At 44.5% G+C, this 23,296-nt stretch carries 20 protein-coding genes and 2 pseudogenes; 12 read left to right on the top strand and 10 right to left on the bottom strand.

Features of this window, described 5'->3' with window-relative positions; translation table 11 throughout:
• Positions 1–66: 66 nt before the first annotated feature.
• Together ACYX4W_RS10335 and ACYX4W_RS10330 are read right to left on the bottom strand one after the other, a co-directional pair.
• Positions 67–735 (bottom strand): response regulator transcription factor, encoded by a 669-nt coding sequence (locus ACYX4W_RS10335; RefSeq protein ID WP_476073122.1) that lies wholly within the window; start codon positions 733–735, stop codon positions 67–69.
• Between the two features lie 244 nt (positions 736–979).
• Complete coding sequence (locus ACYX4W_RS10330; protein ID WP_476073121.1) at positions 980–3,358, bottom strand: TonB-dependent receptor; 2,379 nt, start codon at positions 3,356–3,358, stop codon at positions 980–982.
• A 321-nt stretch (positions 3,359–3,679) separates the two neighbouring features.
• Between ACYX4W_RS10330 and ACYX4W_RS10325 the strand changes: the two genes are divergently transcribed.
• The 4 genes from ACYX4W_RS10325 (at position 3,680) to ACYX4W_RS10310 (ending at position 8,331) form a co-directional block, all read left to right on the top strand.
• Complete coding sequence (locus ACYX4W_RS10325; protein WP_474807697.1) at positions 3,680–4,975, top strand: GntP family permease; 1,296 nt, start codon at positions 3,680–3,682, stop codon at positions 4,973–4,975.
• Between the two features lie 104 nt (positions 4,976–5,079).
• Positions 5,080–6,495, top strand: coding sequence for an E22 family MetX-like putative esterase (locus tag ACYX4W_RS10320; RefSeq protein WP_476073120.1), 1,416 nt, complete (start codon positions 5,080–5,082; stop codon positions 6,493–6,495).
• The gene (locus ACYX4W_RS10315) at positions 6,495–7,571 is read left to right on the top strand and encodes an extracellular catalytic domain type 2 short-chain-length polyhydroxyalkanoate depolymerase (protein ID WP_476073119.1); all 1,077 of its coding nucleotides are present in this window, start codon (positions 6,495–6,497) and stop codon (positions 7,569–7,571) included. Before ACYX4W_RS10320 ends, ACYX4W_RS10315 begins: the two co-directional genes overlap by 1 nt.
• A complete protein-coding gene (locus tag ACYX4W_RS10310; RefSeq protein WP_474855668.1) occupies positions 7,564–8,331 on the top strand; it encodes a 3-hydroxybutyrate dehydrogenase in 768 nt (255 codons plus the stop codon). Before ACYX4W_RS10315 ends, ACYX4W_RS10310 begins: the two co-directional genes overlap by 8 nt.
• A gap of 107 nt (positions 8,332–8,438) precedes the next feature.
• Here ACYX4W_RS10310 and ACYX4W_RS10305 read toward each other — a convergent pair whose 3' ends face one another.
• The gene (locus ACYX4W_RS10305) at positions 8,439–9,599 is read right to left on the bottom strand and encodes an iron-containing alcohol dehydrogenase (RefSeq protein ID WP_476073118.1); all 1,161 of its coding nucleotides are present in this window, start codon (positions 9,597–9,599) and stop codon (positions 8,439–8,441) included.
• Between the two features lie 98 nt (positions 9,600–9,697).
• Here ACYX4W_RS10305 and ACYX4W_RS10300 point away from each other — a divergent pair.
• The 6 genes and pseudogenes from ACYX4W_RS10300 to tmpT all read left to right on the top strand — a co-directional run.
• A pseudogene (locus tag ACYX4W_RS10300) lies at positions 9,698–9,832 on the top strand (fatty acid cis/trans isomerase); the annotation flags it as partial.
• Positions 9,833–9,922: 90 nt separating this feature from the next.
• On the top strand, positions 9,923–10,798 hold the full coding sequence (gene nadK, locus ACYX4W_RS10295) for an NAD(+) kinase (protein ID WP_476073117.1): 876 nt from the start codon (positions 9,923–9,925) through the stop codon (positions 10,796–10,798).
• Between the two features lie 259 nt (positions 10,799–11,057).
• Positions 11,058–11,567: a DNA starvation/stationary phase protection protein Dps gene (gene dps, locus ACYX4W_RS10290; protein ID WP_014976104.1), complete on the top strand. Its 510-nt coding sequence runs from the start codon at positions 11,058–11,060 to the stop codon at positions 11,565–11,567.
• Positions 11,568–11,982: 415 nt separating this feature from the next.
• A complete protein-coding gene (gene recN / locus ACYX4W_RS10285) occupies positions 11,983–13,668 on the top strand; it encodes a DNA repair protein RecN (protein WP_476073116.1) in 1,686 nt (561 codons plus the stop codon).
• 124 nt (positions 13,669–13,792) lie between these two features.
• Positions 13,793–14,149, top strand: coding sequence for an outer membrane protein assembly factor BamE (locus tag ACYX4W_RS10280; protein ID WP_476073115.1), 357 nt, complete (start codon positions 13,793–13,795; stop codon positions 14,147–14,149).
• A 105-nt stretch (positions 14,150–14,254) separates the two neighbouring features.
• A complete protein-coding gene (gene tmpT / locus ACYX4W_RS10275; RefSeq protein ID WP_476073114.1) occupies positions 14,255–14,908 on the top strand; it encodes a thiopurine S-methyltransferase in 654 nt (217 codons plus the stop codon).
• Positions 14,909–15,042: 134 nt separating this feature from the next.
• Here tmpT and ACYX4W_RS10270 read toward each other — a convergent pair whose 3' ends face one another.
• Together ACYX4W_RS10270 and ACYX4W_RS10265 are read right to left on the bottom strand one after the other, a co-directional pair.
• Positions 15,043–16,329 (bottom strand): DUF445 domain-containing protein, encoded by a 1,287-nt coding sequence (locus tag ACYX4W_RS10270; protein ID WP_476073113.1) that lies wholly within the window; start codon positions 16,327–16,329, stop codon positions 15,043–15,045.
• A 12-nt stretch (positions 16,330–16,341) separates the two neighbouring features.
• Positions 16,342–16,836 carry an arsenate reductase family protein gene (locus tag ACYX4W_RS10265; RefSeq protein ID WP_476073112.1) on the bottom strand — a complete coding sequence of 165 codons (495 nt, stop codon included), beginning with the start codon at positions 16,834–16,836 and terminating at the stop codon, positions 16,342–16,344.
• 599 nt (positions 16,837–17,435) lie between these two features.
• Here ACYX4W_RS10265 and ACYX4W_RS10260 point away from each other — a divergent pair.
• Together ACYX4W_RS10260 and ACYX4W_RS10255 are read left to right on the top strand one after the other, a co-directional pair.
• Positions 17,436–18,107 (top strand): DUF4097 family beta strand repeat-containing protein, encoded by a 672-nt coding sequence (locus tag ACYX4W_RS10260; RefSeq protein WP_476073111.1) that lies wholly within the window; start codon positions 17,436–17,438, stop codon positions 18,105–18,107.
• Between the two features lie 41 nt (positions 18,108–18,148).
• Complete coding sequence (locus tag ACYX4W_RS10255; protein ID WP_476073110.1) at positions 18,149–18,721, top strand: sugar O-acetyltransferase; 573 nt, start codon at positions 18,149–18,151, stop codon at positions 18,719–18,721.
• Positions 18,722–18,979: 258 nt separating this feature from the next.
• Here the strand turns inward: ACYX4W_RS10255 and dkgB are convergent, their stop codons facing one another.
• From dkgB to ACYX4W_RS10230, 5 genes and pseudogenes are all read right to left on the bottom strand, one after another.
• A complete protein-coding gene (gene dkgB / locus ACYX4W_RS10250; RefSeq protein WP_476073109.1) occupies positions 18,980–19,822 on the bottom strand; it encodes a 2,5-didehydrogluconate reductase DkgB in 843 nt (280 codons plus the stop codon).
• 205 nt (positions 19,823–20,027) lie between these two features.
• Complete coding sequence (rluB, locus tag ACYX4W_RS10245) at positions 20,028–20,924, bottom strand: 23S rRNA pseudouridine(2605) synthase RluB (protein WP_476073108.1); 897 nt, start codon at positions 20,922–20,924, stop codon at positions 20,028–20,030.
• 40 nt (positions 20,925–20,964) lie between these two features.
• On the bottom strand, positions 20,965–21,558 hold the full coding sequence (gene scpB / locus ACYX4W_RS10240) for an SMC-Scp complex subunit ScpB (protein WP_474807721.1): 594 nt from the start codon (positions 21,556–21,558) through the stop codon (positions 20,965–20,967).
• Positions 21,545–22,409: pseudogene (locus tag ACYX4W_RS10235) on the bottom strand (segregation and condensation protein A). Before ACYX4W_RS10235 ends, scpB begins: the two are co-directional and overlap by 14 nt.
• A 209-nt stretch (positions 22,410–22,618) precedes the next feature.
• Positions 22,619–23,239, bottom strand: a complete 621-nt coding sequence (locus ACYX4W_RS10230) for an L-threonylcarbamoyladenylate synthase (protein WP_474807725.1) — start codon at positions 23,237–23,239, stop codon at positions 22,619–22,621.
• Between the last annotated feature and the right edge of the window lie 57 nt (positions 23,240–23,296).

Here is a 23,296-nt window from a genome sequence, read left to right as displayed (position 1 = left end):
AACGAGGAGCTTTATATTGAAAAAAGTTCTGAGGGGACTTTGTTAACTTCTCATGTTCTAGTGTGCTTAATTTAAGTGCATAGCATTTTTGAATGCGATCCCAGCCTTAGTCCTATTGATAACGCCAAGCTTTCTCAATACTGCAGATACATGCTGTTTAACGGTAGACTCAGAAATGGCCAGTTCGTAAGCAATCTGCTTGTTGAGCAAGCCGTCTGATACCATTCGCAAAACTTTAAGTTGGTGAGGGGTAAGTTGCTTTAATCGGTTTGTGAAATCATCTTGGCCAGAGTGGCCATTCACATTCGATGCAGAGGCATTTGGCATCGTAACTGATGCACTGTGAACTGAAGGCGGGATCCAAGTTTCACCGTCTAACACCGTATTTACCGCGTCAATAATGCAATCGACCGAAGCTGATTTGGGTATGAAACCACTTGCGCCTAACGCAAACGATTTTGCCATAACATCAGGCTCTTCTTGTGCGGTAATAACAACCACAAGTACATCAGGATAGAGCGCATGTACCTCAGCAAGGCCATTTAACCCTTCATTGCCTGGCATAGTGAGATCTAAGAAAAGCAGATCGATGTCGTCATTTTCTTCAAGACTAGTGAGCGTATCGGGGAACGTGGAGGTTTCTACAAGTTCGATATGCTCCACACTAGCTAACGCATGGCACATCGCAGCTCTGAACAGAGGATGATCGTCAGCAATCAAGATTTTCACAGACATAATGCTATCAACTTGTAACTACCTTGTTAATCAACATACTACCACGCCGGTAAAAAAAGGTTAATCTTATTGGCGTATCTGTTATTGGCGCATCTGTTATTGAGTAAGGCTCCGCACCACGCCCTTCACTGCTCGACATATCCGCCGGCCAACACAACCGACAGAGGTCGAGCAAAAGTGAGCACGCCTAAGCGTAATGGCCTAGGCGTGAAACGTGTTGCCGGTCTTCTTCACAACATACCGTTTAGAATCGATAACCTACCGTAAGGTGAACTGTACGCGGGTCACCGTAATAACCGATAAGTGTGGTATCGCCACCAAGACCTGGTCCGAAGTTACCTTCATCGTCTTGTGTGACAAAGTCATAACCGCCAACCAGATATTCTTCATCGGTCAGGTTTTTCACGTGTAGTCCAGCATACCAGTCGCCTTCCACACTTTCCCAACGCGCGCTTAAGTTCACCATACCATAGGCATCTTGCTGGATAAGATCGCTGGTTTCAAAGATAAGGTAATCATCACGATAGTAGTAGTTGGCGTTGAAGGTAATATCCCCAAAACTCGTCTCTAGCAAGTAGTTGGCATTAAGATTAAAGGTATTCTCAGGCGTACTCGCTAGGCCAATCAACGGAGGAATGGCATTGTTTTTCTTAATTTCAAAATCAATATAGCCATAAGCAGCGTCAAACTGAAGGTTATCGGTGGCCACCCATGTCATCTCCAACTCTGCGCCTTTTGCAGCCGTTTCTGCAGCATTGCGCAGTCGCTGATCTAGGGCTGTTGGATCAGATAAATCCCCTTCGACGCCAATATACTGACGATCTTTGTGGTCGTATGAGAACAATGTGATATTCATACGAAGTGCGTCGGTTAAGTCGCTCTTCACACCCACCTCGAAGCTGTCAACGACTTCTGGTTCAACACCAGGCTCGTTAGTCTGAGCACGAGGGTTAAACGTGCCTGATTTAAAGCCTTGTGAATAGCTTGCGAAGAACATGGTGTTGCGGTCCATTTGATACTCAACGCCCACTCGCGGGGTAAAGCGCGACCAGCTCTCTACCGCAGGCGCATCAAACACATCATCGCCATCAGTGTCTGTCCCAAGTACTTGAGGCACTAATTGCCCGTCGGGACGCACGTACCCATCAATCCAGTCGGTATAAGGATAAACGTTGGCGAATACCAAACCGTTATTTACAAAAGCCGTCTTCTCTTCATCGGTGTATCGGGCACCAAGTGAAAGCGATAGCTTGTCGGTAACGTCGTAATTCATTTGTGTGTAAGCAGCCCAGCTTTCTGAGTTATTGCAGCCTGTCACTTCTCGCGTCAAACCCGGTGCACCGAGCGCCTGCCCTAACACACCTAAAATTGCATCAAAATTACCGCAGCTCTCACCATCGTAAAAATAAAGCCCTGACACTAAGCTGAACGCGTTCCCGGTATAGTTCGCTTGAATCTCGTGAGTATCATTACTGTCATCATATTCTGCCGGCACATCAAAAATAGGCAGAGGCGTGTTGTCGAAATCAATGTTGGTAGGTGAATAACTTTCTCTGTGTGAACCAATATATTTTAGCTCTAAATCATCATTCACTCTGTATCGTGCCAGCCAGTTATAGCCTTCTAACTCGACTTTGTTCCATGTAGGTAAGCTGGTATAAGAATCGAAAACCGAATCAGGCACGGGTGCATCTGTTAAAATACTTGGAATTAGACGGTAGCCACCTTTCGCATTTGACGTATCTTCGGTCTTATCCCAGCCAATACGGAAAAACAAATCTTCACTCGGATGAACTTCTAACGTTACACGGGCTGCCCAGAGATCTTTGTTATAGTTCTCTTTATCTTGATTGGGCAACGCGCTTACCAGATACTCGCCGAAGCCGTCGCGGTTTAAGTTCGCATAACCCACGCCTAGATACACTGTGTCTTCAATTAATGGTATTTGACCGGTCACTTTAATATCTCGCTGGCTGTAGCTGCCTACCGTAGCTTCAACGTTCATCTGCGTATCGCCGGTCATTTCCTTCGTAACGTATTTAACCGCGCCACCAATGGTATTCTTTCCGTAAAGTGTCCCCTGCGGACCGCGTAACACCTCAATACGCTGCACGTCTAGTAAATCAAGCACGGCCCCTTGAGGACGAGCAATATAAACATCATCAACATAAATACCTACGCCTGGTTCATAGCCCCATAGAGGGTCTTGCTGACCCAATCCGCGAATAAATGCTGTTAAGGTTGAGTTAGTACCACGACTGGTTTGTAGCGTAGTGTTAGGCGAAAACTGCTGCACTTCAGTCAGCACGCTAATCCCTTTTTCGCCAAGTTCAACCGCACCAATAGATGTGATTGCAACCGGCGTTTCCTGTAGCGATTCTACGGTTTTTCGCGCTGTCACCTCAATGCGTTCTAATTTTCCTTTTTGCTCTTCGGCATCGGCATTAGCTTGACTATCCTGAGCAAATACGGGCGCTGAACTTAAAACGCTAGCCACCGCTAGGGCACATAGGCTGCGCATAGGGTGTTTAACTGAAGTTCTTTTGCGTTCTGCTGTGCTAACAGCAGCTGGATATAATTGGTAAGGTGAAACCAAGCCATTTGTGTGTGTTGATTTAGACATAGTGAGTCCTTGTTGTTCTAAGTTCTAGGGCCTATTGATCTTTGCTGTATCGCAAATGCTGTACCTCAAAGGTCAGCAGGCTCACGTCACTGTCGGATGTACTGCCTACGGTCAAAACCACTTTAGTTAATTAAATGTTAATAGTATGTAGTACCATCGTACTATGGGATTTTGATTAAAGTAACGTCAAACTTTATGTCTGTTATGAATGCTTTTTACTTGATTCGCATACACTTTGTGGTTTTGGGTGTAGGCAAATCTTTAATCGACTTAACTGTTTCGGATCATCTGCGGTCACAGATTTTTTAAGGAATGATAACTATGTTAAGTATGATTGGCTTAGTCGGCGGTCTGTTGTTGCTTATTGTTTTGACAATACGCGGAATGAACCTCTTTATTGCTGCACCTTTGTGTGCGCTTGTGGTTGCCATCACCAACAATATTGGCGTGTTCACTGGCGACGTGAATTTCGTTCAAACCTATATGAGCGGTTTCTCTGGCTTTATCGCCTCTTGGTTTTTTATGTTTTTACTTGGTGCGTTATTCGGTAAATTCATGGAAGACACAGGGGCGGCAGATGCTGTTTCTCGCTGGATCATCACCAAAATTGGTTACAAACGCGCAGTATTAGCGGTTGTGCTAGCTTGCGCTATTTTGACCTACGGTGGTGTAAGCGTGTTTGTGGTAGCGTTTTCTGTTTACCCTATGGCGGTGAGTTTGTTTAAAGATGCCAACCTACCCCGTCGCTTCATACCTGCTGCCATGGCATTCGGGTCGGTAACATTTACCATGACCTCGGCAGGCTCGCCTGAGATTCAAAACTGGATCCCAATAAAGTATTTGGGCACCTCCCCTTTTGCCGCGTGGGAAGTTAGCCTTGTCGTCGCCATATTCATGGCATGCTTCGGTTACTGGTGGCTGGCTAAGATGATCAGAAAAGCCGTTAATAACGGCGAGGTGTTTGAAGCCAGAGCAAGCGACCCTGAAGTGCGAGACAGAGCGCTCCCCCACCCGCTTACCGGAATTGTGCCCTTGGTCGTGGTGTTAGTCATTTCGTTTCTATTCCATGAAGAACTCGCTCAGCTTGCGCTTATTCTGGCGTTAGGCGGCGGCGTATTGTGTTTGCTGGCTATTAACTACAAACATTTTCACAGTTTACCGGTTGCCATAAATGCGGGTACGACCGGGGCATTGATTGCCATAGGTAACACCGCCGCTGTTGTAGGGTTTGGGTCCATTGCAAAAAACACTGAAGCGTTTCAAACAACGGTAGCGCTTATGACCCAAATTCCTGGTAATGAGCTCATTGGTGCCGCCATTGCAGTAAGCGTTATTGCAGGGTTAACCGGCAGCGCATCCGGCGGACAAGCCATTGCCTTACCCTTGGTAGCTCCGCATTATCTTGACCAAGGCGTAGAACCAGAGCAGCTGCATAGAATTGTATCTATATCTTCAGGCGCACTAGATTCATTACCTCACAATGGTTACGTGGTCACTACCATACGCGCTATTTGTAACGAAACCCATCAGGCTGCCTACTGGGCGGTGGGTGCGCTCACTGTAGTGGTGCCTGTTATTGGTTTGGCGATGGCAATTGGCTTGTTTAGCTTTATGTAGCATTAGTCAAAGCCAACAATATGGCGGAAGGCCCCACGATTTAAAGGTCACTCTTACAAAACATTGCCATGTAAAAATGCGGCCTGAGAAAAGGATAAGAGAGTATGAATTGGAAAAAGACATTTACTTCCACGTTAGTGTGGAATAAGAGCAAAGGCATCAACGCGCTATTGAAAAAGCCCGACTCAAGACAAGTTAAACAGTTAGTACTAGCAAATTTGGTTGAGATGTATTTAGTTAAAAAGCAACGCGCATTAGTGGGATTATTTGCCACGCTAATGTTGACGGTACATTGTCAGGGTATTGCTGGCGAATCCGAAGATAAATCGCCATTGCTCAGTTCTTCAAAAGCACCTACTTCTGAGCCCGTTTCTTCCTTGCCAAGCGCTTCGCTAATGGTAAAAAAACGCGTTTTTGAAATGCCTCACTTTACAACCTTTGGCGGTAAAGAAATCAAAAATGTGAAAGTAGGTTGGGAGGCATACGGAACTCTAAACGACGCAAAGAGTAACGTTATACTGATTACCCACTATTTTTCAGGCTCTTCTCATGCAGCGGGAAAGTATGACGAAAACGATTCAGCACCAGGCTACTGGGATAGTATTATCGGCCCCGGCAAGGCCATTGATACAGACCGCTTTTATGTAATAAGCGTTGATACGCTGGCCAATCTAAATGCTTACGACCCGCACGTTATTACAACCGGTCCTACGTCAATAAATCCAGATACAGGTAAACCCTATGGCTTAGACTTTCCCGTCGTGACAATACGTGACTTTGTCAATGTTCAAAAAGCACTTCTTGAAAGCTTAGGTATTGGCAAATTGCACGCGGTTGTTGGGCCTTCTATGGGCTCTATGCAGGCTATCGATTGGGCGAGCGCTTACCCAGACTGGGTTGAACGTATGATTTCAGTTATCGGCGCAGGTCAAAGCGATGCATGGACCACCGCAGCACTGGAACACTGGGCAACGCCAATAACGCTTGATAACAACTGGAACAATGGTGAATACAACAAAGAAAAGGCTCCCCTTAATGGCTTAGCGGCCTCGCTTATGCTTATTACGCAAAATGCTCTTACCCCTTCGTTTTTCAACCAAACCGGCAAAACGTTGGATTTTAAAAATGTTGAGTCGGCGCCGCTTAATGACATACGTCAGTCACACAGTATTGTAAGCTGGCTTCGTGAACGAGCGAAGGCCCGGGCAAAAACTATGGATGCCAACCACCTTTTATACTTGGTTCGAGCTTGCCAGCTCTTCGTTGCTGGGCACCAAGATAATCTTGAGCAAGGGCTGGCGTCGATAAAGGCCAAAACGCTGTTTATCCCAGCCCAAACTGATTTGCTTCTTATGCCCTACTTATCTCAAAGTGCACACCAAGGTCTAATTTCAATGGATAACGACAGCACATTGGTTACGCTAAATGGCAAATTAGGTCACTTAGAAGGCGTGACCAATGTATCCGCTCAAGCCCAGGCTATTCGTCAATTTTTGGAAAATGATAAGGCAGCAATGTAATGATGAAACCTAAACCCTTTTTACGCCGCGCAATGTGGCTTTCTTTATTAAGCGTTAGCGCGCTTAGCTTTAGTTCGCCAAGTTTCAGCGCAGAGTCATCAGCACAAGGTGATGTTCCTTTGCTTACCCTCGATTTAAAGAATGTCACCGTGTCTGGCTTGTCCTCAGGCGGTTACATGGCAACCCAATTTCAACTAGCACATAGCGACTGGGTGAAAGGCGTTGGTGTCATTGCTGGCGGCCCCTACTTTTGTGCAAAAGGTGATATAACCACCGCCCTCGCACAATGCGTGAACAAGGTAGAGGGAGAAATTAACCTTGATACGCTAAACGAAAAAGCCAAACAGTATGAAACTGAGGGAAAAATCGCCTCGCTTTCAAATATGAAAGACGCAAAAGTCTGGCTTTTTCACGGCACGCAAGACACCAGAGTGATTGCACAAGTCAGCGACTTATTGTTTGAGCAATACAAATTGTGGACAGACACTCAAAATATTGCCTATATCAACGATAAACCCATGGCACATTTGTTTCCTACCAAAAACAATGGCGTCAACTGCATGAAATCAGAGAGCCCCTTCATTGGGAACTGCGACTATGATGCCGCAGGCGCTTTGCTTTCCCATCTTATTGAAGATATTTCAGCTCCTGATGATAATTTGTCGGGAAAAGTGCATTCGATAGACCAGCAAAATGTAGCCGGTAGCGATGCTAAAACATTAGCAAGTGAAGGTTTTGTGTATGTACCTGAAAGCTGTGCACAAGGCGAGCCCTGCAGAGCCCATATTAGTTTCCACGGCTGTAACCAGTATGCCGATGCCGTTGGCGATGCCTACACCACCCAGACCGGTCTGAATGAATGGGCTGACGACAACAATATTGTTGTGCTTTATCCGCAAACTAAGAAGTCGTTATTTATGCCGTTAAATCCACAAGGCTGTTGGGATTGGTGGGGCTATGCATCTAGCGATTATGCGAACAGAGACGGTGCGCAAATAAGGGCAGTAAAACAACTGCTGTTTTCATTAAATAGTGCCCCTTCATTAAATAAATCAAACGGAAGTAACAATGACTAAGCGCACAATATTTATTACAGGCGGCGCAAGCGGCATTGGCTTTGGTATCGCTGAGTCAATGATGAAACAAGGTCATCATGTGATCATCGCCGACATCAACGAACAGGCGGCGAAAGACGCCGTGACCAAGCTTGCGTACTTGGACGGTTCGGCCAGCGCAGTGGCGGTAGACGTGTGCAATGCAGAGCAAGTTGCAGCGCTACCTGAGGTACTGGGAAAACATACCGTAGATGTGCTTATAAACAACGCAGGAATACAGCACGTTTCTCGTATAGAAGACTTCCCTTCTGATAAGTGGCAACAGCTTATAAACATAATGCTGGTTGGCCCTGCTCTGTTAACCCAAGCTTTTTTGCCCACAATGCGACAGCAAAACTACGGGCGCATTATTAATGTAGGCTCTATTCACTCGTTGGTAGCCTCGCCCTATAAGTCTGCTTATGTAGCGGCGAAGCATGGGCTGTTAGGTTTTGCAAAAACCATCGCTCTTGAAACAGGTGACTGTAATGTAACCATTAACACTCTCTGCCCTGCGTATGTTAAAACCCCCTTGGTAGAACAACAAATTACAGCACAGGCAAAAGAAAATAACCTTACCGAGGAAGAGGTAATAACAAAAATCATGTTAGAACCCATGCCTAAAAAGCAATTTGTTAGCGTTGAAGAACTTGCAGATACCGCGAGCTTCTTAATGTCGGCTAGTGCCCGCAATATTACCGGACAAACCATGGTGCTCGACGGGGGTTGGACGGCGCGATAGCTGTTAGTGAATTTTACGCTTTATGATTGGTGGTTGTAGGTGTTTCCCTCCTTGTTGAAAAGACTGCAAGGCGCAGTCTTTTTTCGTTTTAGCATCTCGCAAAAAGATTATTCCCATAGCGAAACATAGATGGCGACCATCTCTTCAATGGTGGGTACGCGGGGGTTATTGCCCGGTGACCCCGATGCCAAAGCTTGCTCAGCCATTGTTGAGGTCGAAGCAAAAAACGTCTCTTTATCAATTCCAAACTCTGCTGGCGTGGGCACTTGTAAATCGGCATTAAGTGCTTTGAGTTCATTGATAAGCTTTTCGTTCGCCATTTCATCTGAGTCACTTTGTGTAGCGACACCCATCGCGCGGGCACATTGGGCATAGCGCACTGGTGAACTTGGAATAGAAAAGGCGGTAACCGCGGGCAACAACATGGCGTTAGACAAGCCGTGAGGCACATGAAAGGCTGCACCGATGGGCCGGCTCATTCCGTGAACAAGGGCCACTGACGCATTTGAAAAAGCAATACCCGCGAGCGTTGAGCCCAACATCATTGATTCTCTTGCCGTTTCATTTGTTGGGTCTGCAAATACAGTACGTAAATTAGGCGCAATTAATGCCATGGCTGATAACGCCTGTGCATCGCTATAAAGATTAGCTTTGCGGCTTACGAACGCCTCAATAGCGTGAGTGAACGCATCAATGCCAGTATCGGCGGTAACGCGTGCTGGCAAGCTTTGGGTTAACGAATAATCGACCAGAGCTGCCGTTGGCATAAACCCTAGACCAACACACAACATTTTCTCTGTTGTGTTTTCGTCAGTAATAATAGTGAATCGCGTTGCTTCAGAGCCTGTGCCCGCCGTTGTGGGAATAGCGATAATCGGTAACCCCGCGTCATCGACAACCCTTGGAAATTTGTAGTCTCGCATTTCGCCGCCGTATTTGCCCAAAATAGCGATGGCTTTAGCGCTATCGATGGGGCTTCCCCCACCTAAGGCGATAATGCAGTCATAATCGTTGCCTTTAAATGCATCCACACCCTGGTTGATCGATTTTACCGTTGGCTCTGGCACCGTATTTGAAAACACATCTGCGCTGATTCCAGCCTCATTTAGCACTTGCACGATGGCAGCACTATATCCCAATTCGACCATCACCTTATCGGTAACCAATAATGGTTTGCGACAGTTAAGGCCTTTGAGGGTTTCAGCCACCCGCTGACTCGCGCCCTTCCCTATATGCATCACTCTTGGCAAAATAATTTGATGAGACATGCTTCCCTCCTATGGTTGCTTTTCTCAAGCATACCTGCCGACATGCTTAAAGCAATGACAATGTAAAAATAATGTTATCACCACTTTAATCCGACTGCCTGCTCGACAATGTCGCTATGCGCCGAACAAACCCTAATTTTTGGGCCTTTAGCGACAAATTGATTCAGTGGTCTAGCGAGCACTACCCTATTGAAGGCGGCCTGCTCGACTATAATCGATTAGAAGATCGCTAAACCTTGCACTCTGCAACGTTTTACGCTTTTCTTTTGCAAAATACCTGTGCTAATGTCCGACCATTGGAAATGAAAGGACATTAGCATTCCATGCCCTATCAAACCGTTGCTTTAATTGGAAAACCTCAGCACGCTGCAACCCATGACAGCTTAAATATTCTTGCCGAATATTTATTAGCCAAAGGCTGCAAACTATTAGTTGAGGAAAGTATTGCTGAAGAGCTTGAAACTGAAAACTTTAAAAGCTGTAACCTTGTTACTATTGGTAAAGAGGCTGACTTTGCCGTTGTAGTAGGTGGTGACGGCAGCATGCTTGGTGCCGCCCGTGTACTGGCGCGTTTTGACATCCATGTTGTAGGAGTAAACCGCGGCAATCTTGGCTTTTTAACAGATATTCACCCTGATGATATCGTTCAACAGCTTGACCTTATCTTTAATGGTGAGTGCGTGGTTGAAGAGCGTTTCTTACTTGAAGTCGAAGTTTATCGGCACGAAAAGCTTAAAAGTAACAATTCTGCCGTAAACGAAGTGGTGCTGCATCACGGTAAAGTTGCTCATATGATGGAATTTGAAATTTATATCGATGAGCAATTCGTATTCAGTCAGCGTAGCGACGGTTTGATTGTCGCCACACCTACAGGCTCGACTGCATACTCCCTATCCGCCGGCGGTCCTATCATTATGCCAAAGCTTGATGCACTAACGCTGGTGCCTATGTTTCCTCACACTCTGAGCAGTCGCCCTATTGTTGTTGATGCAGACAGTCAGGTATCAATGAAAGTATCAAAGGTAAACAGTGACTCGTTGCAAGTAAGTTGCGATAGCCACATTGTTCTACCCGTACTGCCCGGCGATGAAATTCGCATTAACAAGAGCGTAGACAAGCTTCATCTTGTTCACCCCAAGGGTTACAGCTATTTCAACGTACTTCGCAAGAAGTTAGGTTGGGGCAGCAAGCTTTACTAGCCTCATTCCCTATTTATCTTTTCTAATGTGCATTTATTACATTAGCCTGTAGCATTTTCTTAATTGCTACAGGCTTGAAAAATAAAGATTTTTTAATCTTCCCCTATTTCTCTATTAAAAACGTGTACTTATAAAACTCTCAGATTTCGGCATACCCGTTGCAACTGTCTAGGTAAGTTGTTGGCACAGGGCAAGTGAGATTTTGCCCCTTATGATGCTTTACATCGTGCTGATTTATTTACATTCAATAGGAGATATCATGAGTAACACCAATATCAAATTTACAGCCCCTGGAATGGATAACGATGCTGCTGCCAAAACAATTAAGGTATTGGATCAGCGATTGGTTGCACTATTAGATCTACAGTTAACCTTAAAGCACATTCACTGGAATGTGGTAGGACCAAATTTTATTGGCGTACATGAAATGCTAGACCCTCAGGTAGATGCAGTACGCGAAATGACAGACACCATTGCCGAACGTATTGCAACGTTAGGCGGCGTACCAAAAGGCACACCAAAAGCCATTGTTGAAGGTCGCAGCTGGAACGATTACGAACTAGGAAAAGGTCTAGTACTTGACCACCTTAAAGCACTAGATGCTGTATATGATGGTGTAAATGGCGACCATAGAAAGGCGCTAGAGCTTCTTGGTGAAATTGACCCAGTATCAGAAGATATGATCACTGGTCAGCTGGCAGACCTAGAACAGTTCCAGTGGTTCGTACGCGCACACATTGAATCTGGAAGCGGTGAGTTGCAGCAGTAAGCTTTTTTATTGAATATTATATAGTTATCTGGCTATTTATAGTTCAATTAAAGTTGGAATTCTAAAGGAGAGCTTAGGCTCTCCTTTTTGCTATATGGTTTTAAAAGCACTTTTCATCAGTCAACGTATTGGCTTACAAACCTTCTTTACAGACAGGCTTTAGGCTGTCGAATTTCACTTAGATTAGTACTGTATAGATTTCTGTAAAACACGCACTCTCATTAATTTCGTTTCTGCTGGTTACTCATAACCCCATATAACCCTGTGGACATATACCATTGATTTATCTACCTTTATTATCTTACCCCTTATTTTTAGCGTAATTTTTTTACGACTTAACTTTACACAGTCAAAATACTGTATATATTATCAGTTACTGTATATATCATCATGTTCAACTTATTCGAGTGTGGTTATGTTAGCGCATCTTTCTATTTCTAATTTTGCTGTTGTAAAACAATTATCGGTTCAACTGGAAAACGGGTTGACTGCAATAACCGGTGAAACCGGCGCAGGTAAATCAATTGCTATTGATGCGTTAAGCTTGTGCTTAGGCGAACGTGCCGACGCAAACGCTGTGCGTAAAGGAAGTACGAAAGCTGAAATCATCGCACACTTTTCTTTGAGCAATAACGCGTTAGCTAAAGCTTTTCTCGATGAACATGAACTTACCTCAGACGAGGATGAAAACAGCTGCTTTATTCGCAGAGTTATATCTAAAGAAGGTCGTTCAAAAGCGTTTATCAATGGTACCCCCGCTTCGCTTCAGCAGTTAAAAGGCTTAGGCCAATATTTGTTAGCCATTCACGGTCAAAACACACACCTGCAACTGTTGAAAGAAGATCATCAAAGAGATCTAGTTGACGGTTACGCTAAACATGATGAATTGTTAGCGCAAGTTGCAGAAACTCATTCAATCTGGCGTGATAAGCAACGCACACTAAAGACACTTCAAGAGCAAGCACAGCAGCGAGAAGATAGAATTCAGCTGTTAACCTATCAGGTGCAAGAGCTCGATGAATTTGCTATTGAAGAGGGCGAGTTCGAAGAGTTGGAAGTAGAGCACAAGCGCTTAAGCAATGGTCAAAGCCTTTTAGAACAAGCGCAAACTAGCGTGTACAACTTATATGAGAATGATGAAGGCAACGCTTTATCAGTAATTCAAAGCAGCATTGAGCGCTTAGGCGAATTAGAAGCCCATGATGCAAGTCTAACGCCTATGATAGCATTACTAAACGACGCGGCAATTCAAGTAGAAGAAGCTGCGGGAGAGCTGCGTAGCTACTGCGATCAATTAGAAATTGACCCGCTTCGTCTACAGCAAGTTGAAGCGCGCTATGCTAAGGCAATGGAGCTGGCACGTAAACATAGCGTTATGCCAGAAGGGCTATATCAACACCATCAAGAGCTAGCCGCTGAATTCAATTCACTATCTGAACAAGAAACACTATTGGGTACACTTGAAGGCGAAGTAGAAGAAGCGCGAGCAATATACCTAACTGCGACCAAAGGGTTGTCTGAAAGCAGACAACGTGCTGCAGGTAAATTAAGTAAAGATATTGAGGACCAGATTCGTCAAATGAATATGCCTCATGCAAAAGTCGATATTCAAATTCAGTACGATGAGCTTAAGAAGCCTGTTAGCACAGGTCTTGATACTGTCGAGTTCAAAGTGTCTACCAACCCGGGCCAGGATGCAGACAAGTTAGAAAAAGTGGTGTCAGGTGGTGAGTTATCACGTATAGGGCTGGCTATTCAGGTAATTGCAAGTGACAATCACGCAACTCCTACCATGATTTTCGATGAGGTCGATACAGGTATTAGCGGGCCAACTGCATCTATCGTTGGCGGTCTGTTGCGCAAACTGGGCAAGCAGTCTCAAGTAATGTGTGTAACGCATTTACCACAAGTAGCTGCGCAGGCGCATAACCAGCTGTTCGTTACTAAACTCACTGATGGGCAAAGCACTGAAACTCAAATGCTACCGCTTACCAAGCAAGACCGTATTGATGAGTTGGCGAGATTGCTAGCCGGTGACAAAGTAACCAAATCGGCCTTAGCAAACGCAAAAGAACTGCTAAAAAGCGCAGCATCGAACTAAAATGCAGTTGATTGGTCATAGTTGTCAATGTAGCATGCCTTCGCGCTTGCAATAAAACAGCCTCGAAATTCGCCTTCGCGAAATTCGCTGGCACTAACAAAGGCAATACTGGACAAATTAACGCATGAAGTTGCAACACCTATTAGTAATTCTTGGTATCACACTTACATCAACCGCTTGCTCGAACTGGATATATCGTATCGACGTTCCTCAGGGAAACTTCCTTGATCAAAGAGACGTTGAAAAGCTGCGCGTTGGAATGACAAAAGAGCAAGTTATTTATGTATTAGGCAACCCTGTTGTTCAAGACTCGTTCGATGATGACACTTGGTACTACGTTTACGATATGAAACGCGGTATGGAAAAGCGCGGAAAAGATTTTCAGAAGCAAATGATAATAAACTTTGTAGATGACAAAGTCACCACGGTTGAAGGCGACTTCGAGTTATCTGAAGACTTCAACACACCACTTGATAACTAATTATATTTAAAAAGGTAGCGTTTTCACGCTACCTTTTTAGTTTCTAGTACCCTAAGTAACAACGCCTGTTTTTCGAGTTACATCACTTAGTTAATTGAGGTCTTCATGGAACACAGTTTTTGGCACAGTAAATGGCAAAAAAACGAAATCGGATTTCACGAACCTGAAGGGAATGCACTTCTCGTTAAGTATGCGTCTTGTCTGCTTGGCGACGAAAACTCGAGCACTACTTTCAAACGCATATTTGTTCCACTATGCGGAAAGACCCGTGACATCGGCTGGCTACTTTCCCAAGGTTGTGAGGTGGTAGGTGCTGAGCTGAGCGAAATGGCTATCATACAGCTATTTGAAGAGCTTGGTGCCGAGCCTAACGTTACTACCACTGCGAAGGGCAAGGTTTACACCAAAGACGGCTTAACCATTTACGTGGGCGATATTTTTAAACTCACATCAAGCGATATAGGCGATGTTACAGGCGTTTACGATAGAGCAGCCTTGGTTGCACTGCCTAGCCCCCTTCGCGAGCAATACGCTGCACACCTAATTGCTATTACTCAAAGCGCCCCTCAGCTAATTATTTCATTCGAGTATGACCAGAATGAAATGGCCGGCCCTCCATTTAGCGTAAACGAAAAAACCGTTGACGCTCTTTATTCAGCGGAATACAACATCCAAAGGTTAGAGCGCTCTGTGCTTGAAGGTGGTTTGAAAGGCAAAGTAGACGCTGATAATTTGGTATTTGCGCTAACGGCGAAGTAGACATTTTTAAGATCCGTTGCCAATACGAAGCGCTGAAGTAGTTACTTTTTAGTTTGCGTTTAGCGCTGATTAACAGAGCAATATTTACGTAATGCATACCCATGCCTGCTAATGCGACTTGCTTAAATAAATGGCTAAAGGCCTAGTAGTGCTTCAACCCCGAACAAAATCGCGCCTATTAATCCGCCTACAATTGTGCCGTTTATGCGCACTTTTTGTAGGTCGCGACCAATATTTAGTTCTACCTGCTCCGCCATCTCGCGTTCGTCCCAGCTATTGATGGTGTCGCGAATATGACGAGTTAAAAATTCAGCTAATTCTGGCGCCATATATTTTGCTGCTTCACCAATATGCTTATTAAACGCCTTTGACAACTCACTGTCTTGCGTTAAAGTTGTGCCCAAATCTTTTAGAAGACCCGACACTTTAGTTTCTGCTTTGCCATTTTGTTCTTCAAGCGACGTTAAAAGCCATTGATGGAATTTGCGCCATGATTGCTGAACATAGGTATTTAATGCTGGGTCATTGATGATTTTTTCGCGATAGCTGTTTACCTTTTTCTCCATTAACGGGCTGTGTTGTAGTTCGTATAAAAACTCATGCACCTGTTCGTCGAAAGCATGGCGAATAGGATGGTGCTCATTCTCGTATATATCTTCTAAAATGCTTGAAACGGCTTTAACAGCAATGAGCGCGCCCTGCTCGCTTAGCCAGCTAGACGGCAATAGCTTTTCAATACGACTGTATTCGGTTTTTAGCCATACTACTAATGTATCTGCTATATAAATTTGAGTTTCGGGCTCTGCGAGCAGTTTAGCTAGCTTCCCTAATACCCTATCGAGCACGACTTGGTGCTGGCGTTCTTTCGTCACCGCGCTTAGCGAAGTAGCCATTAGCTGCCTAAGATCAAGTTGGTTAATACCCTTCTGTGCTGTTTTAGCAATAAACGCTTTTACGGGGTTGTCATCAAGTACACGTAACACGCCGGCAAAAGCGTCACATAGAAAGCGACTTAAGCGAGTAGCGTTTTTCTCGTATGACAACCATCTTCCAGCGCCCTTCGCAGGGTCACTGTCTCGAATCAGTTTTTCTATCGCTTCGGGGTGAAAGAATTTCTCTTTAACGAATAATGACAAGTTATTAGCAATTACGGACTTGTTGCTAGCCACAATATTGGTGTGGGGAATTGGGTACTGGGCTGGTATTGGTTTAAACAACGCAGTTACAGCAAACCAGTCAGCAAGACCACCGATGAGTGCCGCCTCGCTCGCCATTTTTATAAGCCCTAACCACCATGCACCCTGTAAACTTGGGTAAAACTTGGGTAGTAATACTGTAAAGACAAATACGCCTGCGGCAAAAACCAAACAGGCCAATGCGAGCCTTTTGGCTTTGTTCAGCTGTGCATATTTGTCCGTCATAAACTACTCCGTTTAAATTACTTGTTTACCATCTTGGTCAATTAGTGGTGTACCGTCTTCTTTAATAAAAGGGCCTTGTGGCCATATAGGTAAAATATCCAATACAGCTTCACTAGGCCGGCATAATTTCACTGTTTCTTTTAGGTTACTAGAAACAGCCCTTCCCTCGTCTACTTGGTTAGAAAAAGAAGCAGACTTTTTACACTCACCTATAGGAATGCAAACAATAGGCCTATTCACTAATATGGGGTGCTTCAACATCAATTCGAAGATAGCCTCGTTACTCACTGACTCATCAAGCAGCCCTAACTCAGCTGCAGGCGACTTTGTTGTCCGAAGCGCTTGTCGAGGGGTCAAGCCTGCTGCGTGCAATAAATAACTTAGCTGCTCGCGTTCCCACCCTACACTCAAATACTCAATAACCTCCACGTCATATCCCGCCGCTCTAATCACTGCAAGTACATTTCTAGACGTTCCACATTCTGGATTATGATAAATCCTCACCATCGTTTCTCACCTCAACGAAAAATAAAAACTATAAATACCAACATACTATTTAAGTTCGAAGACAGCACCTGTACTTCGTGGACACACACTCGCTTTCCTGCAAACTATTCACGTCGCCCCCGTACTTGGTGGACACACACTCGCTCTTCTGCAACCTAATCACTTCAAGCCTGTACTCCGTGGACACACACTCACAATGTTTTTAACTCGATACTTTGTTGAAGAATATTTAGATAAACAGCCTTGTCGGAGCTTTACCACTAAATTAGAGCGTCCAGTTCGTTTATTAAAGCTAAGTAAGTGTCTGTCCACTTCTATGCTTAAGTGCATGTAGATTCGGATGGTCAAATTCGCTATCTATTGGCGGTAAAAGTTATAAAACTTGGCATCACGCCACTACGCTCGCTCTCCCTTTTCACAAAAACCCATTAACCTTATGATTTAATTAACTTTTAAAGAATGGCACGATACGTGATAAAGCTGATTTAGAAAATAAAGGTGATAAACACATAACACGTCATATCAAAATTTGTGTTTAGTACCAACATCATTAAAGCGTGCTATCTAAAGTATATAAAAACCATTAAGGATATAAGAATATGAAAAAGTCGATAATTGCCAGTGCTGCTATGTTGCTCTCCGCCACTCTACTAAGTGGCTGCGTCATCCATGTCGGCAATGCAAACGCTTTGGAAGGCAGTGATTTCAGTTCAATTCTGGGTAATATCGACATTGCCGAAGGAAAGCATGCTGGGGATATATCTTCGGTTAATGGCAACGTAGAAATTAGTGATCACGGCGGCGCAGATGAAGTCAGCATTGTTAACGGTAATCTTGAAATGGGTAGCCATGTGACTGTCCGAAATATTGATATTGTAAATGGTGATGTAAGCGCAGATACGAATCTGAGTGTGGTTAAGGGGATAGAAACGGTAAATGGAAATGTTACGCTTCCTACACAAAGCATGATTGGCGCTAGCGTTGAAACTGTAAACGGTGATATCACCGCTGTTGATACAACCATTGAGAAACACATCAAAACATTAAATGGTGATATTACTTTGTCTGGTTCATCCCATGTTGCGGGTGACATTGTGTATAAAGAAAGTGAAAGCTCTTGGGGTAAAAAGTCGGATAACAAACCCACGCTATCAATTAGTGGCTCTGTTACTGTAGATGGCAACATCATTTTACATCGCCCTGTAAATTTAGATATTGAGAGCGATGAACTAAAGCAAAAAGTCGTTGTAAGCTACGGCGGACCAAAGTAACGTAGCCGCTTTAACAACAAGGCTTGATGTTTCGGAAATACATGACTGAACATGAAAAAATGCTTGCTGGCGATTTATATTACCCGTCAGACAAAACCTTAACGGCGTTGCGTAAGCAATGCCGTATTCAATTAGACGAGCTTAATGCAACTTGTCAAAGTGACCACAAAAAGCGTACTAGATTGCTAAAACAATTGTTTGGCAGCACAGGAAAAAGACTATACATCGAGTCTTCGTTTAAATGCGATTACGGCGAAAATATCCACGTTGGCGAAAACTTTTATGCCAATTTTAATTGTGTCATTTTGGATGCGGCAAAGGTGACCATTGGTGACAACTGTATGATTGCGCCTCAAGTAGGGCTTTATACAGCCACCCACCCTATAGACCCCGCGCAAAGAGCAACAGGTATAGAGTTCGCCAAGCCTATTACTCTCGGCAATAACTGCTGGATTGGTGGGATGGCGGTAATAAACCCTGGTGTGACATTGGGTGATAATGTGGTTGTGGCTTCTGGCGCGGTGGTAACCAAATCTTTTGGAGATAACCTAGTCATAGGCGGTAACCCAGCCAAAGTAATCAAAGAGATTGAACCCGTCGCTCAAAGTGTTTAACGATTTAGACGATGGCTTTATGAATGGAAGCTTTATAAATTAAGCTTATGTAGACGGCATTTTTTTGAACAAAGCTTTTCTCAAAAAGGCCTTTTTCAACGAACTCACCACTCCCTCTAATCACTGAATCGATTGTATTTGCTGAAATAAGAAGTATTAAAAGGCCGCGGATGTAACCAATAAAGCGGCCTTAAATTGATGTCGAATACAACGAAATAAGACAAGGCTAGTAAACTTACGCTAGCCTTATTCACCGTATTATATACACCCTAACATAATGCTAGCTTTGTTAAGCCTTAATCCCAGACTGGGCGCAAAATCGGGGTTAACAATACGTTCGCCATTATCCAGGTCGTCAATAAGAACAAGCTCTTCTTCACTAAGTTTAACACCACCATAAGCTAAATTTTCCGCTAGGTGTAATTCACTGGTTGATGAAGGAATCGCGTAAATGTGACGTTTTTCCATCCACGCCAATACCACTTGCGCCGGCGTAGCATTATGGTCTTGAGCAATGTTTAACAGCGTTTCGTCTTTCATTACTTTTCCCACAGCAAACGGCATATACGCGGTAGCTCTAATGCCTTTTTCCTTGCCAGCTTCCACTACTTTTTTGTTTTGCATGAAAGGATGTATTTCAATTTGATTGGTGTAAATTTCGCCTTCACCTAAAATTTCTTCAGCCTTGTTTAGCAAATCGATAGTGAAATTAGATACCCCTATATGACGCGTAAGTCCTAGCTCTTTCGCCTTGGCAAGATTGCCTAAGTAACTCTCTAGTGAAATACCATTTCCTGGATACGGCCAATGAATGAGAAGTAAATCTACATACTCTAGCTTCAGCTTTTCTAAGCTTTCGTGAACACTTGGGATAAAGTGATCGTCGCCCAAGGATTCATGCCACACTTTGGTGGTAACAAATAGCTCGCTCCTATCTAGCCCGCTGGTTTTTATTGCATCGCCAACTTCAGCTTCGTTATCATAGATCTGTGCGGTATCAATATGCCTAAACCCTACTTTTAGGGCTTTACTTAGTGATTCACGGGCCTCGTCATTTTTTAAACGAAACGTTCCCATTCCTAGTTGAGGCATGTCTTTCATAACAATCTCCTATTCCGTGTGCCTTTAACTACTTGACGTAGCTGATTCGTAATTTCCTACGCCACGGTTTGAAAAGAAGATCGAAACGCGCTTAATGATTAATAGGGTTAATTAAACAACTCTGGTTGTTATTGGACTTGTGTTTAACACTGGTATAAAAAAAGCCGCAAGCATTTGCTCGCGGCCTTAAGTATTTAGTTAGATACTATTTACGTTTGCCTGGACGTCCAGCACGTTTATTCAAGCCTTGCTGCTTGCGTACTTTGTGCTTTTTAACCGAACGGCGCATACGACTTAAGCGGGCGTGATCCAGTTTACCTTGGCGCACATTGACCATCGTCTGCGTTTCATCCGGCAATTGAACATGGCTACGAAGGGCATTCACATCTTCTAGACCTAGCTCTACCCACGCCCCTTGCGGTAGGCGCTTTTGCAGTTCAATTGGGCCGTACTTAACGCGGATTAATCGGCTAACCTGCACGCCCTGCGACTCCCAAAGACGACGCACTTCACGGTTACGCCCTTCTTTCAACGTCACGTTGTACCAACGGTTCATGCTTTCATCTTCAGCATGCTGAGGCGTAGGCGCTCCTGAAATTGTCAAAAACTTTGCTTCGCCGTCTTCCAGTTCTACACCTTTTTGAAGTGTATGTAACGTTTTGCCTGTTACTTCACCAAATACACGTACAGCGTATTCGCGTTCTACTTCGCACTTTGGGTGCATTAAGCGGTTGGCCAGTTCACCATCGTTGGTGAATAACAGTAGGCCACTGGTATTCATGTCTAGACGACCAACGGTGATCCAGCGCCCTAACCGAATAGCGGGAAGACGGTCAAATACCGTATCACGCCCTTCTGGGTCGTGACGGCTGCACAATTCACCTTCAGGCTTATTGTACATCAACACACGGCAGACAGGCTGTTCTGTCTGGCGAGATAACAAATGACCATCCACACGAATTTGCGCAGTATGATCGACTCTATCTCCTAATGTCGCTTTAGTGCCATCGACCGATACTCGGCCTTCTTCAATCCAACGTTCCATTTCTCGTCGCGAGCCTAGCCCTTGGTTAGCCAGTACTTTTTGCAACTTTTCAGTCATGGGTTTTCACTCTTTAATTGCTTGTTTACGGTCGCACGGTCTATTCTGACGGTGCCTCATTTAACACCTTAAGCGGCGAGTCTGACGCAACGCTTTCTGCCATGTTTTCGAAAACGTCAGCATTGGGCAAATCGCTCAACGACGTCATCGAAAAATAGTCTAAGAAACCTTTGGTAGTTGCATAAAGCGCTGGTCGCCCAGGCACTTCTTTGTGGCCTACTACCTTTACCCAGTCTCGTTCTGTGAGTGTCTTTATAATATTACTACTTACCGCCACGCCCCTTACCTGCTCTATTTCTCCGCGGGTTATAGGTTGACGATAGGCAATGAGTGCCAAGGTTTCGAGCATTGCTCTAGAATACTTTGGCGCATTTTCCTGCCACAATTTACTTAACCACGGGCTTAACGCATCTAACGACTGAAAGCGATAGCCACTTGCTACTTCCACCAGTTGAATGCCTCTTGGCTGATAGTCTAACTTTAGCTCGTTAATCACCTTACTCAAGGTTCTATCAGCGACGGTAAACTCATTGAGTACCGTTTCTTTTAAATGCTGCTTTGAAATAGGTTTATCAGCAACAAATATTGCTGCCTCTACCAATTGTTTAAGCTGCGCCGTGTTAATTTTCTTCATGGGCACCTAATTTTACATGAATTTTTGCATAAGGACCTGCCTGAATGCATAAAATTAGCTGTTCTTTTACTAATTCTAAAATTGCTAAGAAGCAAACCACTACACCAGCTTTACCTTCTTCAACCGTAAATAGGCGTTCAAGCGGCGTGTATTCTGTTGTTGTGAGTAACGACAATATAAGCGACATGCGCTCTCGCGTACTCAGTGCTTCCCGTGCAATGGTATGGTGTTCAAACGCTTCAGCGCGCTTCATGGCCGCACTGAACGCTAATACAATTTCAGCTAAAGACACATCGGGCTCAATGCGAATTGGCGCCACACTCTCACTAAGTTCAACATGAGTGGTGAAAATATCCCTCTCAAGCCTAGGCTGAATATCTAAATCTTCTGCCGCTTGCTTTACTAAGCTCGTATTCTTTTAATCGGCGAATAAGCTCTGCGCGAGGGTCTTCTTCTTCGTCAGAATCATCACTGCGTTTAGGTAGTAGAAGTCTGGACTTAATTTCTGCCAATATGGCTGCCATCAACAAGTACTCTGCCGCTAGCTCTAATTTTAGCGACATCATGGCATCCACGTATTCCATATACTGCTTGGTAACATCAGCGATGGGCAATGTGGTGATATCAAACTTTTGTTTTCTAATTAGATAAAGCAGTAAATCGAGAGGCCCTTCGAAGGTTTCTAGTATGACCTCTAGGGCATCGGGTGGAATGAAGAGATCTTCAGGTTTTTCAATTAGCGCTTCGCCATTAATAAACGCAAGTGGCAACGGTTGCTGAACAGGTGTCGCAAGCCCCTTTTTACCGGAGGCCTCGTTATCGTTATTATTTTCTTCAACAAGCTCTGACACAGTTCCACAACCGTTTTTACGCGCTAACAAAGCGGCGATTATTGATATTATTATTTACGCGTTCATGCTAGGACCCATCGAACATTGTTATACATCAACGCACGACAGGCCTTAGAAACTTAGCTTACGGTCCCTACTATAACTTTCACCTGCAACAAGCAAAAGAAGCTATTTACAGCAATCTGTTCGAAAAAACAGTAAAACGAAAGTTACTCAAAGGGAGACGGTTCGCCCGTGCCATGTCGCACAATTACTGGCGTGTCTTCCGACAAATCAACCACGGTAGTGGGCTGCTCTCCGATGTAACCACCGTGAATGATAAGCCCAACTTGCTTTTCCAAGTTGTCGCGAATGACATCCGGGTCTGATTCGGCCATGGTGTTACCTGGCAAAATCAAAGACGTAGACATCAACGGTTCTCCTAGCTCTTCCAATAATGCTAGTGCAATAGCGTTGTCGGGTACGCGAATACCTATGGTTTTACGTTTAGGGTTTTGCAAACGCTTGGGGACCTCGCGGGTCGCTTTCAACACAAAGGTGTAACGCCCAGGTGTGTTGTTCTTAATTTGTCTGAACGCCGTGTTGTCAACTTTTGCGTAAATTGATAGCTCAGACATGTCTCGACACATTAAGGTAAAGTTGTGGTCTTTATCGATTTGACGAATACGACACAACTGCTCAAGCGCCTTTTTGTCTTCCATTTGGCAACCTATGGCGTAGCCTGAGTCTGTCGGATACACCACCACTGCCCCCTCTCGAATTAACTCACAAGCCTGACTGATTAGGCGTTTTTGCGGATTGTCGGGGTGCACATAGAAAAATTGACTCATAATTACTTCCTTTTCTTAAACGCGCAGGTTGATACTACCACTTTGCCAACGGGGTAA

Source organism: Alteromonas sp. ABH4_454 (genome assembly GCF_056311775.1).
The sequence above is the reverse complement of the archived record's forward strand: the minus strand, read 5'-3'. Positions and strand labels throughout refer to the sequence as shown.

Excerpts from the sequence above, each read along its gene's own strand:
- ACYX4W_RS10230 (WP_474807725.1), bottom strand. The coding sequence starts at position 23,239 with ATGAGTCAATTTTTCTATGTGCACCCCGACAATCCGCAAAAACGCCTA.
- ACYX4W_RS10320 (WP_476073120.1), top strand. The coding sequence starts at position 5,080 with ATGAATTGGAAAAAGACATTTACTTCCACGTTAGTGTGGAATAAGAGC.
- ACYX4W_RS10265 (WP_476073112.1), bottom strand. The coding sequence starts at position 16,836 with ATGGTGAGGATTTATCATAATCCAGAATGTGGAACGTCTAGAAATGTA.
- recN (WP_476073116.1), top strand. The coding sequence starts at position 11,983 with ATGTTAGCGCATCTTTCTATTTCTAATTTTGCTGTTGTAAAACAATTA.
- ACYX4W_RS10270 (WP_476073113.1), bottom strand. The coding sequence starts at position 16,329 with ATGACGGACAAATATGCACAGCTGAACAAAGCCAAAAGGCTCGCATTG.
- ACYX4W_RS10315 (WP_476073119.1), top strand. The coding sequence starts at position 6,495 with ATGATGAAACCTAAACCCTTTTTACGCCGCGCAATGTGGCTTTCTTTA.
- ACYX4W_RS10255 (WP_476073110.1), top strand. The coding sequence starts at position 18,149 with ATGACTGAACATGAAAAAATGCTTGCTGGCGATTTATATTACCCGTCA.
- ACYX4W_RS10305 (WP_476073118.1), bottom strand. The coding sequence starts at position 9,599 with ATGTCTCATCAAATTATTTTGCCAAGAGTGATGCATATAGGGAAGGGC.
- dkgB (WP_476073109.1), bottom strand. The coding sequence starts at position 19,822 with ATGAAAGACATGCCTCAACTAGGAATGGGAACGTTTCGTTTAAAAAAT.
- ACYX4W_RS10325 (WP_474807697.1), top strand. The coding sequence starts at position 3,680 with ATGTTAAGTATGATTGGCTTAGTCGGCGGTCTGTTGTTGCTTATTGTT.
- ACYX4W_RS10310 (WP_474855668.1), top strand. The coding sequence starts at position 7,564 with ATGACTAAGCGCACAATATTTATTACAGGCGGCGCAAGCGGCATTGGC.
- ACYX4W_RS10280 (WP_476073115.1), top strand. The coding sequence starts at position 13,793 with ATGAAGTTGCAACACCTATTAGTAATTCTTGGTATCACACTTACATCA.
- ACYX4W_RS10330 (WP_476073121.1), bottom strand. The coding sequence starts at position 3,358 with ATGTCTAAATCAACACACACAAATGGCTTGGTTTCACCTTACCAATTA.
- ACYX4W_RS10335 (WP_476073122.1), bottom strand. The coding sequence starts at position 735 with ATGTCTGTGAAAATCTTGATTGCTGACGATCATCCTCTGTTCAGAGCT.
- ACYX4W_RS10260 (WP_476073111.1), top strand. The coding sequence starts at position 17,436 with ATGAAAAAGTCGATAATTGCCAGTGCTGCTATGTTGCTCTCCGCCACT.
- scpB (WP_474807721.1), bottom strand. The coding sequence starts at position 21,558 with ATGAAGAAAATTAACACGGCGCAGCTTAAACAATTGGTAGAGGCAGCA.
- tmpT (WP_476073114.1), top strand. The coding sequence starts at position 14,255 with ATGGAACACAGTTTTTGGCACAGTAAATGGCAAAAAAACGAAATCGGA.
- rluB (WP_476073108.1), bottom strand. The coding sequence starts at position 20,924 with ATGACTGAAAAGTTGCAAAAAGTACTGGCTAACCAAGGGCTAGGCTCG.
- dps (WP_014976104.1), top strand. The coding sequence starts at position 11,058 with ATGAGTAACACCAATATCAAATTTACAGCCCCTGGAATGGATAACGAT.
- nadK (WP_476073117.1), top strand. The coding sequence starts at position 9,923 with ATGCCCTATCAAACCGTTGCTTTAATTGGAAAACCTCAGCACGCTGCA.